This window comes from Lacinutrix sp. MEBiC02595 (genome assembly GCF_053601555.1).
On record NZ_JBSHNU010000124.1, the window covers coordinates 66,247 to 82,106 of the forward strand.

The following is a 15,860-nucleotide window of genomic DNA, read 5'->3' on the forward strand; positions in this document are numbered from 1 at the left end:
ACTCAAGATAAACCTCAAATTCTCCTACTAACCATAATTTCTATAAATTATACAGCTCTCCTCTTAAGCTTAAGAGGAGAATGAATTTGAATTTTCTTTTTTGAAAACTGGAAGAAAGAGGAGTTTGATATTTATAAAAATAGCTTCGCATTTTAAGTCAAACTCTCCGAGTTTTATTTCATAAAACACACCTCTCTTTAGCTACAGAGAGGAGCAATTAATTAGTGTTTTTGTTTTAATAGGAATAATTATACTCGTAAAAGCCTCTCCTCTTAAGCTTAAGAGGAGAATGAATTTGAATTTTATTTTTTGAAAATTGGAAGAAAGAGGAGTTTGATATTTATAAAATAGCTTCGTGTTTTATGTCAAACTCTCCGAATTTTATTTCATAAAACACACCTCTCTTTAGCTACAGAGAGAAGCAATTAATTAGTGTTTTTGTTTTAATAGGAATAATTATACTCGTAAAAGCCTCTCCTCTTAAGCTTAAGAGGAGAATGAATTTGAATTTTCTTTTTTGAAAACTGCAAGAAAGAGGAGTTTGATATTTATAAAAATAGCTTCGCATTTTAAGTCAAACTCTCTGAGTTTTATTTCATAAAACACACCTCTCTTTAGCTAAAGAGAGGAGCAATTAATTAGTGTTTTTGTTTTAATAGGAATAATTATACTCGTAAAAGCCTCTCCTCTTAAGCTTAAGAGGAGAATGAATTTAAACTTTTTTTTTTACAAAAGGAGCTTCTAAAAAATTTCGTAATTAATTGCTTCTATTCTATGGATAAGACTAATTAGCTAGGAAATATTTCAGAAGCACTTCCTATTGCTTTCCTTTTAAAATATAACTTTCTTTTTATTTTCAGAAAAAACAGCTTTTGCATTATAATTTTATATATCTTTATGATATCAAAATAATATCATTTTAAATATAATCATATGGACCAAGAAAAAATAATCAAACCAATTAATGGCTATTTCATTTTAGCAATCACTATTGCGCTAATTGTTAGTAGTATCTATTTTACGTTTACAACTGAAAATCCGGAATATGCATTATTCTTAATCGTTGCAATTATATTATTTAAAGGATTCGTTCTTGTAAACCCTAATAATTCTAGAGTTTTACTTTTATTCGGAAAATATATAGGTAGCATAAAATCAAACGGCCTTTTTTGGGTAAACCCTTTATACAGCAGAAGAACAATCTCTTTACGAGCTAGTAATTTTGACAGTGAACGTTTAAAAGTAAATGACAAATTAGGAAACCCAATAATGATAAGTACCATTTTAGTTTGGCGCGTTACAAACACCTACAAAGCGTCCTTTGATGTGGATAATTATGAAAACTTTGTTCGCGTACAAACCGATGCAGCCGTTAGAAAACTAGCGAGTATGTATCCGTATGATAATTTTGCAGATGAAGGTCATGTAGAAGATATCACCTTACGTTCTAGCGTAAATGAAGTAAGCGAAGCGCTTGAAAAAGAAATTGATGAACGCTTATCTATAGCAGGAATTGAAGTATTAGAAGCAAGAATAGGTTATTTAGCCTATGCCCAAGAAATAGCTAGTGCCATGCTTAAAAGACAACAAGCTACAGCGATAGTTGCAGCAAGACATAAGATTGTAGAAGGTGCTGTTAGTATGGTAGAAATGGCGCTTGACGAATTAGGTAAAAAGAATATTGTGGATTTAGATGATGAAAGAAAAGCAGCAATGGTAAGCAACCTTATGGTTATCCTTTGTGGAGATAAAGACGCATCTCCTGTTTTAAATACAGGTACATTAAATCAATAATCAATATATTTACAAATAAACGTATTCCGATAATTAACAATTTAAATGGCGAAGAAAAAGGCTTTTGCTTTACGAATAAATGAAGATATGATCAAAGCTATTGAAAAATGGGCTGCGGATGAATTCCGCAGCACTAATGGTCAAATAGAATGGATGCTTAATGAAAGTCTAAAAAAGGCGAAAAGAAATCCTAAAAAAAGAAACCCGGAGGAAAACGATTAAATATCCTTTGCTTCTTTTTTCTCTTGTAAGGCTTTCTCTGCCGTAAGTCGCTTTTGATATCTACCTTGCACCACATCTACAACGATCAAAATAAATAGTACAAAATAGAAGGTTGTTTTACTCATAGGTACAATTTCGTTTCCAAAAAGTTCTAAATGTGCTAAATGGCCACCTTCGGTAACTAGCATAATTCCTACTATAAATAAGATAAAAAGCCCTAATACCTCATACATTCTATTCTTAGATAAGAACGTAGAAATTTTATCTGCCATTACTAACATCAGTAATCCGCTAATAACAATGGCTATTGCCATCACAATAAATGCTGTTGTGCTACTTTCTATTTCACTAGTTAAACCAATTGCCGCTAAAATAGAATCGAAAGAAAAAACCAAATTCATAATTACAATACTTGTAATAACTGCGTTAGCAGATTTGGTACTTTTACCCGATGCCATTTCAGAAACCGTAAGTCCGGATGTAGAAATCATGTGCCATATTTCTTTAATGGCGGTATAAATAATAAATGCACCTCCAGCTAGTACTATTATACTATGCCCATTAAATGCAAAATGCACAATATTTTCAATTCCTCCTGTTAAAAAAGAAAACGGTTCTTGAAAAAAATCGATGATAGATACTAATACAAATAACAAAACAATACGTAAAACGATAGCGATAAGTATTCCTACTTTTCGTACTCGCTTTTGCTCTGCTTCCGGTGCTTTTTTAGATTCTAAAGAAATGTATAAAAGGTTATCAAATCCTAAAACAGCTTGAAGCATGATTAGCATTAATAGGGTAAAAATAATTCCAGCCATGTTTTAAATATTTTTAGCGTTTAATAATGATAAAATAATGTAAAGCAATATAATTAAGGGAATTGCGGCAAAATGTAAGACCACCAAAAACACCAAACTTAAAAGGATAAAGATATAGCGAATGGCGTTGTCTTTAAAACCATAGTTCTTAAATTTTAAAGCGAAGAGTTTTATCGTACTATTTAATAAGTAACAACTTAAGGCAGTTACTGCTAACAAAAACCATTTATTCAATATAATGGCATTCATAGCATCGCTATTTTGAAACTCTAAAATTAATGGTAAAGATATAATTAGTAAGGTATTTGCCGGTGTTGGCAAACCTTTAAAATAGGATTGTTGGTCGGAATCAATATTAAATTTTGCCAATCGATACGCAGAAGCCATAGTAATAAACAAACCTACTAATGCTAGCGGCATGATTTTAAAACTCTCCCATTGCATAAAAGAACTCCAAGAAGAAAATGATATACCAGAACCTTCACTAGCCAAAGAAAGCAACTTATACATTATAATACCAGGAACCAAACCACTAGTAACCATATCTGCCAGAGAATCTAATTGCACACCTAATTCGCTTTGTACATTTAGTTTTCTCGCGAAGAATCCGTCAAAAAAATCGAAGAATATTCCTAGAAACACGAATACTGCCGAAGCAACAAATAAATTGTTTACCGCTAATAGTACAGCAATGCTTCCGCAGAATAAATTTAATAAGGTAATAAAATTTGGAATGTAGCTTTTTAGTTGCATAATTTCATTTAAGCTGTAAAAATAACAAACTATTTTCGTCTAAAACAAAAGTTATACTATTTATACGTTGAATTTACTATAATAAAATTCCCTTTTCCCTCGCTGCTTCTATATCAAAAGCAACCATAACTTTGGCTATGCTTGATTTTTCTATTGCACATAAAGCCCAAAATCAACCATTTCTTTTTTATTATATACAAAGTATAAATAGCATCAAACAATATCTATTGCTTTTTCAAGTTTAATATGTTGAAAAATAATGGCATATTTGTAAAAAAAATATAATTGAAAAGACTACTAACTATACTACTACTAACTTTTTGTGTAACTATTTCTGCGCAAACCGTTCGAAAATATTCTAATGAATTCATGAATATTGGTGTCGATGCTGCTGCTTTAGGAATGAGCAACGCAGTAACAGCTTACTCTCATGATGTAAATTCCGGTTATTGGAATCCTGCAGGATTAGTAAATATTGAAGACAAACAATTGGCATTAATGCACTCTAGTTACTTTGCAAATATTGCTAGTTATGATTATGTTGCTTTTGCAATGCCTTTAGATAATAATAGTGCTATTGGTATTTCATTAATACGTTTTGCTGTCGATGATATTTTAAATACCACACAATTAATTGATGACGACGGAAACATAAACTATGACAGAATTAGTTTATTTTCTACCGCAGATTATGGTGTAACTTTTTCCTATTCTAGAAAGCTTCCTATTCCTGGTTTTAATTATGGAATAAATGCAAAAGTAATTCGTCGGGTTATTGGTAAATTCGCCAATTCTTGGGGATTTGGTTTAGATGCAGCAATTCAGTTTGAAACGAAGAATGAATGGAAATTCGGACTTATGGCAAGAGACATAACAACTACCTTTAATTCTTGGGCAATTGATGAAGATGAGTTTGCCAAAGTACAAGACGCAGTAGAAGGACAAAACCAAGAGTTACCAGAAACTACAGAACTTACCATACCAAAACTACAATTTGGTGTTGCCAAAAAGTTTATTTATCGTTACGATTTTTCTATTCTTGCCGAAGTGGATTTAAACATTAGATTTGAACAAAACAATGACTTAATCTCTACTTCATTTGCAAGTATTACGCCTTCTGCTGGTTTTGAAGTTGGCTATATAGACATGGTATATTTAAGAGGTGGCGTTGGGAATTTTCAAAATGAATTACAAATAGATAATTCAGAAAACTTAAGCTTTCAACCAAGTATAGGTCTTGGTTTTAAATATAAAGGCATTCAAGTAGATTATGCTTTTACAGATATTGGAGACCAAAGTGTCGCTTTATATTCTAACGTATTTTCATTAAAACTAGATTTAAGTATCTTCAGATAATTTAGTCCTTACAACATGAAAAAACGGTACCTAGTTTTATTCTTTTTCTCCTTTGTACTTACCCAAGCACAAAACACCTATGAAAACACCAAAATAAGTGTTTTAACTATAGGCCCAGGAACCTCTCTAAACGATGCGTTTGGACATAATGGGATTCGTGTAAAAACGCCATATAGTGATGTGGTGTATGACTACGGAAGGTTTCCATTTAACGATCCTAATTTCTACTTAAATTTTGCCAGAGGAAAACTGCTGTATTCCCAAGGTTTTAGTAATACATATGCGGTTATCGACTTTTATAAAAGCCAGAATAGAACGATAAGAGAACAGCTTTTAGACTTAACAACAAAGGAAAAACAAGATATACATGCTTTTCTAGAAACCAACGCATTACCAGCAAACAAAGAGTATTTATACGATTTCTTTTATGACAATTGTGCGACAAAAATTAGAGATGTAGCAGAAGAAATAACCAACAATAACATACGTTTTAATCCTATTGAAACTTTACATAAAAGCACTTTTAGAGATTTAATTCAGCAAAACTTATATTGGAATTCTTGGGGAAGCCTTGGTATTGACCTTGCATTAGGATCTATAATAGACAAAGAGGCAACGCAATACCAGTATATGTTTTTACCAAAATATATACATAGCTTTTTTGAAACTGCAACCTTAAAAAGCACGAATAAAAATCTAGTAAAAGAATCGCATATCCTTTATAATAAAACGGAAGAAAAACAACAACAAAACTTTTTCGGTAGTCCGATATTTATTTTTGGCTTGTTAGGTGCTTTCATCCTTTTTATTACCTACACCGACCATAAAAAGGAGACCCGAAGTAAATGGTTAGATTTCAGTATCTTTTTTCTTACTGGTAGTATCGGTGTCTTTATTTTATTACTGTGGTTTGCCACAGATCATACCGCAACAGCGAATAACTACAACTTACTTTGGGCTTTTGCTCTAAACGTATTGGTAATAGGTCAAACCTTAAAAGCACAACCAAAAGCCTGGTTTATTAAATACATGAAACTGCTTATTATACTCTTGAGTTTATTAGGATTTCATTGGATAACAGGCGTACAAAGATTTGCTTATGGACTTATTCCTTTGCTGATAGCTTTAGCAATTAGATATATATATCTAGTGCGCTTCTTTTCTAAAAGCAATTCGTAAACAGCTCCTCGCTTTAGCTAAAGAGAGGTGGATTTCCAATTATGGAAATTCGGAGAGTTTGGCCTAAAATGCGCAGCTATTTTAAAAATGCAAACAAGAATTCTCTATTTTTTAATTGGTATAGAATGATGAATAATATAGATTTCCACAGCTCCTCGCTTTAGCTAAAGAGAGGTGGATTTCCAGTAATGGAAATTCGGAGCGTTGGACCTAAAATGCGTAGCCATTTTCCCATCTGCATTCCGTCTTCCGTCTTCCGTCTTCCGTCTTCTAGACCAAACTACTGCCCTCTAAAAAAGATCATAGTACTCAAGGTTTTAATAATAATATTAGCATCTAAAAAGAAACTTCTGTGCTTAATATAATACAAATCATACTGCAGTTTTAATAAGCTATCATCCACACTAGAACCATATCTAACTTTTACTTGTGCCCAACCTGTAAGTCCCGGTTTCACAATATGTCTCGTTTCATAAAAAGGAATGACCTGGGATAGTTCTTCCACAAAATAAGGCCGTTCTGGTCTCGGACCAATTAAACTCATATCTCCTTTTAGAATATTAATAAATTGAGGTATTTCATCTAATCTCGATCTTCTTAAAAACTTACCAAATAAAGTGACTCTTGCATCATTTTTGGTTGCCCAGACTGCGCCATTTTTTTCCGCATCTTTTATCATGGTTCGAAACTTAATGATCTCAAAAGTATTCCCATTTTTCCCAACACGTTCTTGTAAATAAAACAAAGAACCTCTATTAGCTATTACATTCCCTAATATTATTAATGGCAAAATAACAATACCTCCCAAAATTCCCATAACAGAGAAAAACACATCAAAAAAACGATGAAAGAATTGATATAGTTTATTTTGATTACTTCTGCTAAAAGGGAAATACTTATAAAAATCTTTACCCACAAACTGAACAGGAACACGATAGGTCATGTCTTCATAAACTTGCGTATATTCTTTTATAGGAAAACCTCTTTCTAAAAGGGTTATTAAATCATGATAAATTTCTGGAGTTATCGTCTCCGAATTATAACTAGCTACAACAATTTCAGAAATATTTTCTTGTGCAATAATCTGATGTATCTCACTTGGCAGAAACTCTTTAACGCCATTAATCTTAAGGGTTTCTGTACTTTTTTCTTCACAATTAATAAAGCCTAAAATTTTATAATTAGGATCAGAACCTTTAAACGCATCTATAATTGGCTGAATATTAGAGATTTCCCCTACAATTAATGCTTTTTTATAAAATCTAGGAGAGGTTATAAAATTAATATAAGCGAGTCGCCAAACCACTAAAGCTAAATTTATAGCTAAATAAAAATAAAAAATTTGCAGTCTATTCTCTGGAAGAAAAGGTGTGAAATAAGGGGTTAACAAATAAAATAAAACCGTAACAGATGCTGTTAATACAATATTGGGAAGTACAGATTCTGGTTGACTTGCTTTTTGTAAATCGTACAACTCGAATACCGTCCCAAAAACGGTAATATATAGTGCTAATATTAAAATCCACGTCCAGTTTTCGGTAGTCATATAGAAATAGTCAAATTCAAAAAAATGACCAATACCATAAAGGGACATAAGAATAAAGACAAGATCAAAAACGCGAAGTAGTATTTTCCTTTCAGAAATATTAAAATGAATGTCTTTTTTTTTTGTCATGCAGTTAGGGAAATGATAAGGTAAAGATAATAAGTTAAGATAATTACACAAGTATTTAGGCAAGTACTTGAAACCATTTGGTTTTAATGTACTCCCAGCGGAAATCTTCCACTTTTTTTCTCGCTGTAATAGCCATTATTTTAGACTCTTCTGGTGTACTAGCAATCTTTTTTATAGCTGCTACAAAACCAGCTACATTCTCTTTTTCTACGAGCAGGCCTTCTTTGCTATTTTCTATTAAAAATGGCATTCCTCCAACGTTTGTAGAAACAACTGGCAATCCTAATGCCATAGCTTCAATTATGCTTACGGGCATATTATCAAAATTGGTAGTATTTAGAAAGATAGTATATTTTTCAGACAAGGAGATCCATTCTTTCTTGGTTAATTTACCCGTAAAAGTAACCGCTACGTTTAAGGTTTTTGCCAATTGTTTTACTTCCTGTAAAGTACCATCGCTATCGGGACCAACCATACAAAGTGTTGCTTGCAATCCTTCCTCTTGTAGACTTTTTAATATTCTAACTGCCAAACTAGGATTATATATTTTAGAAAAAGAGCGCACCCAAAGCATATCTATGGTTTCCAGATTTCGTTCTTTAAAGGCATATTTTTTAATTTCGATCGCATTCGGAATGAAATCTACATTGGTATACCCTGCATGCTTAAAAGCATCCAATAAATACAAAGAAGGGGAAATGTTTTTATACGCATTTTTAAATATTAGATTAGATAAAAACGGGCTGTTTTCCAATCTAGAAGGTAAGTTCCCGCCATGAAGTATTGGTATATATTTTAAATGCAGCACTTTACAAAGTTGACTAACAATTAAGGCATAATAAAAGTTAGTAGTGCTATAGGTATCTATAAGCACAAAATCAACTTTCTTAGATAAGCTTACACAAGACTTTACCATATCGAGCATTCTTAAAACTTTATTGGTTTGTGAAGAAGCATAATACAAAGTGTATCCTTCCTTTTCCAATAAGGTTCCTAATACCTGAATAGAAGAGATATTAGCCTTCTTGCTTTTTAAGTTGTTTCCTATGTATAGGATTTTTTTCATAAGTCACGTTTAATAATGCCAATGCATAAATAAATGCCGGAGCCGCTATTCGCATGGAGGAATGATTAATAGTAGCAAACCAAAAACCTAAAAATGCATAGAAAAAATAATTCTGTTTATTATTAGATCTAAAATATAATGGTTTAAAAATTAATATTAGTAATATGATTACACCAAACATGCCATGTTCTGCCAATAACCTACTGGTTTCACTATGTGAGGTAACTCCTTGCCCATCTTTTTCTATTCTGGCGTCTTTAGCCCTACTAGAGCCTATACCAAAAAAAGGATGCGACATAAAACCAGCTAATTCATTGGCAAACAACTCCCCTCTACCTGTAGATACATCACTTTTTTCTCTCCCTAAATGATCTTTATTAGCATAGCGCAAATCGATATAACCATCGGTTTGACTAGAGCTTACTACCCAAGTAGCTACAACAGTAAACATAAAGAGTAAACTAATTTTTACAATTTCATTTTTTCTTTTCTTAGAAACTTTTAAATAATACATCACCAAAAAAGCAAGAATAGCAATAACTGCGGTAATTACACCACCTCGACTAAAAGTAACAATAGCGCGAAAGGAAATAGCAGAAAAAATCACCAAATTTAAAGCTTTTAAACCTATCGTTGGAGATTTGGTAAATAAACGAACTGCCATAACAAACATACCGAGTCCTAATATAGTAGCTACTTGATTTGCTCCCCAGCCTCCCGATGTAGATCGATTAGACCCTGTACCGGCTAGTGCATTTCGTACTGTAGGATTATAAAAAAAGATATATATCGTATTCGAAATAATGGGCAATACCATAAATAATAATATTTTATGAAGCTGCCTAATACTCACTTTTTTATCATAACAAAAAAGAGCTGCAATCCCCAAACACACAGGTCCGCTTAATACAAATGCAATGTTAGTTCTAAAATTAGCATCAAAACTGAGAGTAGTAGAAGCTACAAATATAGAAGGCACCAAAAACATGAGATACATAAAATAGGGATATCCTTTTCCAGATAGCCCTTTATAAAACATCCCCATCACCATAAACACGATAACTAAATATTTTCCTGCCTCATAAGATATAGAACCTTTTGTCATTCGTAAAAGTATCTCGGCGCCCACAAAATAAGCACAAGCTTTTAGTACTTCAAAGGTTTTTAAATGATTTGGAGAGATTATGATTCTATATAAAAAATAACATAAAGCACTAAAAAAGTAAACCTTTGCTAAAGACTCATTAAAATAAATAAGTATCCCAATGAGTACATGTAATCCAATAGTAGCAGTATAGGTAATATTAGTCTTCAAAAAGTCACTTTAAAATTTACATAAGTTCAATGGTAAAAATAATATAACCAAACCATAAGTGAACTATATCAAGCAAGAAATAACAGGAAGGTAACGCAAGAAAATATTCTTCGATAATCATCTAAAGGAAATCGGTAATAATAGCTCTTTTGTAAAACATATAAACCAAAGTGTATTACAAAAACGGGAATATGAGGTCTAAATAATCGCAAACTAGAATCATACGTTTTATTGGAATAATTACAGATTAAAAAAGGAATAGTATCTGCATCTAGGTAATTCTTTGTGATATTAGCTTCGTCCGTTGGCTTCAAAACATTAAAAGTTTGAAAGCTTAGTTGCTTATTCGCTCTAACCAGCTCAAAGAGTTCTATTACAGATAAAGGTATCTCGTTGTTATGGAAAAATAAGGAACTGTTATACACATCAATAAGTATCCATTTATCATGTTCTGTGCTAAATATTTCGTTAAAGGAATGTCCTCCAAACTCCTTATTAAATGGTGCTCTTGTAGTTCCCCATTCACGGACTTTAACACCATTAATCACACAAAAGTTATTAAATATTTGCGCCATATCACTACAAACGCCGCCTTTACCTGCTAGCATAATTTTAAGTGCTGCGTCACTAGCTTCACTCAATCCGGGACCTCCTTTAATATTATTTTGCAACCAAACACTTAATTGTTTAACGACTTCAAAATCTGTGGATGGCATGTTATCTTTAAAGACAATAGCATTAATTTCTTTAAAAACACTGGGAATGTCATTTTCTGGATTGGATGCATTATAAGAGCAACCTTCAAGATCCTCTGCACTAGAGTTCTTAGATAGCAATTTAAAACGCGTGGTATATAGAAAATGGTGCCGTTTAAAAAACCAGGACACTTTTTTTAAAATCATTCAGATAAATTAATAGTATAGCTTACGATAAATGTAATTTTTTTTTTTTGTTAGACCTAATATTTTAAAATTAACAGGTTCAAAAGACTGAAAAACAGATAAAAAACACATTATAATAGCTCATGTACTATTCTTGTAGCATAATAAGAATAGGTGAATTTATGTATTTCCGTACCTTGGCTTTGAATCATTTTAGAAAACAGAACAGGTTGTAATTCCAAAACCTTACGAATAGAGGTTACAAGACTGTCCACCGAAATAGCATCTAATAAAAACCCATTCCTATCCGATTGCACATATTGCCCAATAGAAGACACATTAGAAACTATAGGCAAGCAGCCATAATTCATAGCTTCTGCTATTACTTTTGGAAAACCTTCGGATGCAGATGGCAGCACAATGGCATGGGATGTTTTATATATGTTATGTACATCATCACGTGACAAAAAACCATGAAACTGAAAGGGTAAACCACTATTTTTAGTGCTATCTATATATTTTTGTTTTGCTTTTCCGTCACCAACAATATGAATTGTATTAATACTACGTTTTTCTGTTTCCGATAGCATTTTAAAAGCTTCAATGAATACTCCTACTCCTTTTTCTTCTTCTAATCTTCCAACAAAACAAAAATGAAGAGACGAATTATCAAATACTTTATTCGTAATTATACTTTGTCCTAGCACTACCTCAGCATCTGTTAAGCATGGATTTTCAAAAGTAAGACATGCTTTTTGTTGATCTGCCCATACACCATTTATAGTAACCTTTCGCTTTTGCTTTTGTAATAGCCAACGCTGAAAACTATAGGCTAACGGAGCGTTTTCTTGTTTCCAATTCCCTGCATATTTAAACCATCCTTTTTTCTTACTAAAAAACACCAAATACGGAATCACAAAGACTCCTATTCCTGTTGGTGCTCGAAATTGAAAATAATCGGTTTTGGCTATTGCCTTTTTTATAATCCCAACTATTTTAGGCGCTTTATAAAGTATCGCTAGTTTATCCGTTACTTTCTGTCCGCCAACAGCTGGTAATGCGATAAACTTTATTTTACTGGAGGTATAAGGTAAGGCGCTAGGTGGCGCAGAAACTTCATGCAGCATGGCGACATGAATAATAGCATCAAAAACAGTGGTCAAATTATTTATTTCCGTAACTGTAGAGCCTAACCCAACAATGGTACCATCTGGATTTTTATAATGCTCTGTATGCGATATAATGGTTAACGTTTTCATGGTAATAGAGTAATATAACGTTTTATTATAGTGGACCAATCATGTTGTTTTGCCCATTTTTTGGCTTCCGCGGAAAACATTTCTTTAGATTGTAATATGTTCTCTATTCCTTTTTCAAACTGCATCGTATTTCCTCCATCTATTAATACACCGGAAACATTCGGTTTAATAGCATCTTCAATACCACAATTTACAGATCCTATTGCAGGAATACCTAAAGCATTTGCCTCTAAAATAGCAATACCAAAACCTTCCACATCCCCAGTTTTACTTTCGGTACTTAACATCACAAAAACATCGGTTTCTAAAAGAATTTGCTTTAAAACATCCTGGGCAACACTACCATGAAAAGTAATATGATTCGCTACGCCCAGCATTTTAGCTTCTTCAATAAAAACAGGTGCTTCTGTGGCAATACCAACACAATGATAATGCACATCCGGATACTTTTTTAAAAGTGCTGGTAATTGTTTAATCACTTGTAATTGTCCTTTTCGGGTACTCACGCGACCAACCGTTGTTAAAACAGGACTTCCTCGTAAATCGATTTCTGGAAGGTTTTCCATTTCCCAATTTTCAAGCTGAATCCCATTAGGTATAATCACAACTTCTTTATTTAAATGCAGCATGAAGCTTTTTGTATAGGTAGAAACGGCAACAATAGTATCCATTTTTTTTAAAGCCATATCTATCGACTTTCTTAATAGAACAGATTTAAAATTAACCTCAGTACCATGCACTACAGCTAAAGTATTTCTTTTTTTAAATAGATTAATAAAAGCAACATTCCAAAGGGGAAATTTACCAGTTGCTATTACATGGCTAGCATTTGAAAAACCGTTATACGTGGCAATAATACGTCGGACATACATTTTAAAACGCTGTTGGTATCGCGGGATTCTAACCACAGTAAATGGTAAGGTCTTATCAAAAACAACTTCCTCTGCACCAGATAACGAACGTTGGTCTGCAATTACAGTAACGGTATAATTTCTATTGCTTAAAGAGTTCGCTAAATGATACGCATGGTTTCCTATACCTCCGGGTTGCGGTGGAAACTCAGAAGTAACAATAAGTATGTGTTTATTTTTCAATGGTTCTTTTATTCTTAATTCTTAAAATACTGTCATTATGAGTTGGGTAGCAACGTGGCAATTCTCGATAAAAAATTGCAAAAAAAGCAATTTCACTCGAACTGACAAAGGTTTCCTTTTCACTCTTATCTCTCTTTTCTCTTTTCTACATTTTCACTTTTCACAAAGCTCCTTCCCTTCTTTTAAGGGAAGGTGGATTTGATTTCCTTAAAGAAATCAAAGACGGAAGGGTCTTTTACAACTCCTTCCAAAACCTGTTCTCGATAAAAAATTGCGAAAAAAGCAATTTCACTCGAACTGACAAAGGTTTCCTTTTCACTCTTATCTCTCTTTTCCCTTTTAACTTTTAACTTCCCTCTTCTCTATTTTCACTAATCACAAAGCTCCTTCCCTTTTTTCAAGGGAAGGTGGATTTGATTTCCTTAAAGAAATCAAAGACGGAAGGGTCTTTAAACCTCCTTCCAAAACCTGTTCTCGATAAAAAATTGCAGAAAAAGCAATTTCACTCGAACTGACAGAGGTTTCCTTTTTACTATTATCTCTCTTTTCCCTTTTAACTTTTAACTTCCCTCTTCTCTATTTTCACTTTTCACAAAGCTCCTTCCCTTCTTTTAAGGGAAGGTGGATTTGATTTCCCTAAAGAAATCAAAGACGGAAGGGTCTTTAAACCTCCTTCCAAAACCTGTTCTCGATACAAAATTGCAGAAAAAGCAATTTCACTCGAACTGACAAAGGTTTCCTTTTCACTCTTATCTCTCTTTTCACTTTTCACTTTTCACTTTTAACTTTTAACTTTTCACAAAGCTCCTTCCCTTTTTTCAAGGGAAGGTGGATTTGATTTCCTTAAAGAAATCAAAGACGGAAGGGTCTTTTACAACTCCTTCCTAAACCTGTTCTCGATACAAAATTGCAGAAAAAGCAATTTCACTCGAACTGACAGAGGTTCATTTTCACCTTTCACCTCTTCTCTATTTTCCCAAATCACTAAACTCCTTCCCTTTTTTTAAGGGAAGGTGGATTTGATTTCCCTAAAGAAATCAAAGACGGAAGGGTCTTTTCACTATTCACTTTTCACTTTTAACTTTTCACTTTTAACTTTTCACTTTCCCAACCTCGCAATCAAATCCCCTTCCTTCAACTTCTTACTAGCCAAACCCCAAGATTTAAAAACCTGATAAAAAACGATAGGTAAAATCAATATGGTTAGTAAAACACCTAATACTAACAAAGGCTTATTCTTTTTAAATTGATATGGAAAAATAGATAAAGGCACCATACGTAACATTGCTAAACGGGAAGCTTTATTCCCAAAATAGCGTCTAAAAAAGTATAACACACTAGGAATTGGTCTTGGTGCAAAAAAGTTAGAAGGCCTAAAAGCATCCCAACTTCCCATTTCACGTAAACCTCCAGTTCCTGCTTTTACATCGATACAAGATGCTATTGGATTGGATACACTTTTTATATCTTCTAAATACATGCGCATCCCAAACTCACCATCTCCCATGCGTTGTTTTTCAAATTGCCGATCAAACAATCCTACCGTTTCAAAAACACTTTTATAAAGCATAGCATTTCCGGTTGCAAATTGAGAGGCTATTGCAAAAAAGGATCTGTCTTTGGGTATTTGTTTTCCTTCCGGATAAAAAACACCTGCAGATACCTCAGCCTTAAAAAAATCCAAACACTTTAAATGACTAGAAATCCAATTAGGCGCTATACGCACATCATCTTCCGATAATGCGATTAAGGCCCCTTTCGCATTCTTAATAGCGGTATTTCTTGCCAACCAAAGTGCTTTCTCTTCTTGCCGAACTAGGTTAATATCCAGTGCATAATCGGTATAGAAATCCGGATGAAAAGGTTCGGATTGATCCACAACAATAACTTCAAAATTAGGGTAGTCTTGCTGCTCCAGATCTTTTAGCACCTCTTTTAAATAAGCATAACGATTTAGCGTAGGTATGACCACACTTACCTTTTGATTTTCTTTTATTAATGTCGATTCAAAAGCTCCCCAATCGCTATAAACAATAGGATTACTTCCTATAGAAACACGTTGTACCTGTCGCGTTTTTAACCAAGCTGTAATTTCTTTAAAAGGATTTTTAAAAGAAAAAAGACGAAGTACTAAAACATAAAAAACCCATGCTTTATTAAAATACTTACGTATAAAATGATAGTTCTCTTGTACAGACAGTTTTTCAAAAGAGGCATAGGTTGGTGCGGACCCTATATATCCTTTTTGTACTGCTTGCCAAGACAAGTCATAATCTTGCGCTAAAGCAGATGGATAAGTTGTATCTAAAGTTAACTGAGATGAAACGGATTCCGGTAAACTTTTTACAATAGGAAAAACAGAGGTATTCCCTTTTGTTAATAGTTGGAAATAATGGGTTGGTTGTAAATATTTTAAAAAGTAAAATAGCATATAAAGGAATAAAA

At 33.0% G+C, this 15,860-nt stretch carries 13 protein-coding genes; 4 read left to right on the forward strand and 9 right to left on the reverse strand.

Annotation, left to right across the window (positions count from 1 at the left end; genetic code table 11):
- Nucleotides 1-933 precede the first annotated feature (933 nt).
- Together ACVCZW_RS01130 and ACVCZW_RS01135 are read left to right on the forward strand one after the other, a co-directional pair.
- Nucleotides 934-1,794, forward strand: a complete 861-nt coding sequence (locus ACVCZW_RS01130) for an SPFH domain-containing protein (protein ID WP_452231425.1) — start codon at nucleotides 934-936, stop codon at nucleotides 1,792-1,794.
- A 45-nt stretch (nucleotides 1,795-1,839) separates the two neighbouring features.
- Nucleotides 1,840-2,016, forward strand: a complete 177-nt coding sequence (locus ACVCZW_RS01135; protein WP_452229466.1) for an Arc family DNA binding domain-containing protein — start codon at nucleotides 1,840-1,842, stop codon at nucleotides 2,014-2,016.
- Here ACVCZW_RS01135 and ACVCZW_RS01140 read toward each other — a convergent pair.
- Both ACVCZW_RS01140 and ACVCZW_RS01145 read right to left on the reverse strand, forming a co-directional pair.
- Nucleotides 2,013-2,837 (reverse strand): TerC family protein, encoded by an 825-nt coding sequence (locus ACVCZW_RS01140; protein ID WP_452231426.1) that lies wholly within the window; start codon nucleotides 2,835-2,837, stop codon nucleotides 2,013-2,015. The genes ACVCZW_RS01135 and ACVCZW_RS01140 overlap by 4 nt on opposite strands.
- Nucleotides 2,838-2,840: 3 nt before the next feature.
- Complete coding sequence (locus ACVCZW_RS01145) at nucleotides 2,841-3,590, reverse strand: CDP-alcohol phosphatidyltransferase family protein (RefSeq protein WP_452229464.1); 750 nt, start codon at nucleotides 3,588-3,590, stop codon at nucleotides 2,841-2,843.
- Between the two features lie 285 nt (nucleotides 3,591-3,875).
- Between ACVCZW_RS01145 and ACVCZW_RS01150 the strand changes: the two genes are divergently transcribed.
- Both ACVCZW_RS01150 and ACVCZW_RS01155 read left to right on the forward strand, forming a co-directional pair.
- On the forward strand, nucleotides 3,876-4,946 hold the full coding sequence (locus ACVCZW_RS01150; RefSeq protein ID WP_452229463.1) for a putative type IX sorting system protein PorV2: 1,071 nt from the start codon (nucleotides 3,876-3,878) through the stop codon (nucleotides 4,944-4,946).
- A gap of 15 nt (nucleotides 4,947-4,961) precedes the next feature.
- The gene (locus ACVCZW_RS01155) at nucleotides 4,962-6,125 is read left to right on the forward strand and encodes a lipoprotein N-acyltransferase Lnb domain-containing protein (RefSeq protein WP_452229462.1); all 1,164 of its coding nucleotides are present in this window, start codon (nucleotides 4,962-4,964) and stop codon (nucleotides 6,123-6,125) included.
- Between the two features lie 280 nt (nucleotides 6,126-6,405).
- Here ACVCZW_RS01155 and ACVCZW_RS01160 read toward each other — a convergent pair whose 3' ends face one another.
- The 7 genes from ACVCZW_RS01160 to ACVCZW_RS01190 all read right to left on the reverse strand — a co-directional run bounded on the left by ACVCZW_RS01160 (nucleotide 6,406) and on the right by ACVCZW_RS01190 (nucleotide 15,846).
- On the reverse strand, nucleotides 6,406-7,800 hold the full coding sequence (locus ACVCZW_RS01160) for a sugar transferase (protein WP_452231427.1): 1,395 nt from the start codon (nucleotides 7,798-7,800) through the stop codon (nucleotides 6,406-6,408).
- A 55-nt stretch (nucleotides 7,801-7,855) separates the two neighbouring features.
- Complete coding sequence (locus ACVCZW_RS01165; RefSeq protein ID WP_452231428.1) at nucleotides 7,856-8,866, reverse strand: glycosyltransferase family 4 protein; 1,011 nt, start codon at nucleotides 8,864-8,866, stop codon at nucleotides 7,856-7,858.
- Nucleotides 8,817-10,181 (reverse strand): O-antigen ligase family protein, encoded by a 1,365-nt coding sequence (locus tag ACVCZW_RS01170; protein ID WP_452231429.1) that lies wholly within the window; start codon nucleotides 10,179-10,181, stop codon nucleotides 8,817-8,819. Before ACVCZW_RS01170 ends, ACVCZW_RS01165 begins: the two co-directional genes overlap by 50 nt.
- A gap of 68 nt (nucleotides 10,182-10,249) precedes the next feature.
- Nucleotides 10,250-11,083 (reverse strand): transglutaminase domain-containing protein, encoded by an 834-nt coding sequence (locus ACVCZW_RS01175; RefSeq protein ID WP_452231430.1) that lies wholly within the window; start codon nucleotides 11,081-11,083, stop codon nucleotides 10,250-10,252.
- A 110-nt stretch (nucleotides 11,084-11,193) separates the two neighbouring features.
- Nucleotides 11,194-12,321: a glycosyltransferase gene (locus tag ACVCZW_RS01180; protein ID WP_452231431.1), complete on the reverse strand. Its 1,128-nt coding sequence runs from the start codon at nucleotides 12,319-12,321 to the stop codon at nucleotides 11,194-11,196.
- A complete protein-coding gene (locus ACVCZW_RS01185; RefSeq protein WP_452231432.1) occupies nucleotides 12,318-13,415 on the reverse strand; it encodes a glycosyltransferase family 4 protein in 1,098 nt (365 codons plus the stop codon). Before ACVCZW_RS01185 ends, ACVCZW_RS01180 begins: the two co-directional genes overlap by 4 nt.
- Before the next feature lie 1,099 nt (nucleotides 13,416-14,514).
- Entirely contained in the window at nucleotides 14,515-15,846 is a 1,332-nt protein-coding gene (locus ACVCZW_RS01190) for a glycosyltransferase family 2 protein (RefSeq protein WP_452231433.1), read from the reverse strand.
- Nucleotides 15,847-15,860: the final 14 nt, after the last annotated feature.

Coding starts and splice junctions, on each gene's coding strand:
- ACVCZW_RS01130 (WP_452231425.1), top strand. CDS start 934: ATGGACCAAGAAAAAATAATCAAACCAATTAATGGCTATTTCATTTTA.
- ACVCZW_RS01135 (WP_452229466.1), top strand. CDS start 1,840: ATGGCGAAGAAAAAGGCTTTTGCTTTACGAATAAATGAAGATATGATC.
- ACVCZW_RS01140 (WP_452231426.1), bottom strand. CDS start 2,837: ATGGCTGGAATTATTTTTACCCTATTAATGCTAATCATGCTTCAAGCT.
- ACVCZW_RS01145 (WP_452229464.1), bottom strand. CDS start 3,590: ATGCAACTAAAAAGCTACATTCCAAATTTTATTACCTTATTAAATTTA.
- ACVCZW_RS01155 (WP_452229462.1), top strand. CDS start 4,962: ATGAAAAAACGGTACCTAGTTTTATTCTTTTTCTCCTTTGTACTTACC.
- ACVCZW_RS01160 (WP_452231427.1), bottom strand. CDS start 7,800: ATGACAAAAAAAAAAGACATTCATTTTAATATTTCTGAAAGGAAAATA.
- ACVCZW_RS01165 (WP_452231428.1), bottom strand. CDS start 8,866: ATGAAAAAAATCCTATACATAGGAAACAACTTAAAAAGCAAGAAGGCT.
- ACVCZW_RS01175 (WP_452231430.1), bottom strand. CDS start 11,083: ATGATTTTAAAAAAAGTGTCCTGGTTTTTTAAACGGCACCATTTTCTA.
- ACVCZW_RS01180 (WP_452231431.1), bottom strand. CDS start 12,321: ATGAAAACGTTAACCATTATATCGCATACAGAGCATTATAAAAATCCA.
- ACVCZW_RS01190 (WP_452231433.1), bottom strand. CDS start 15,846: ATGCTATTTTACTTTTTAAAATATTTACAACCAACCCATTATTTCCAA.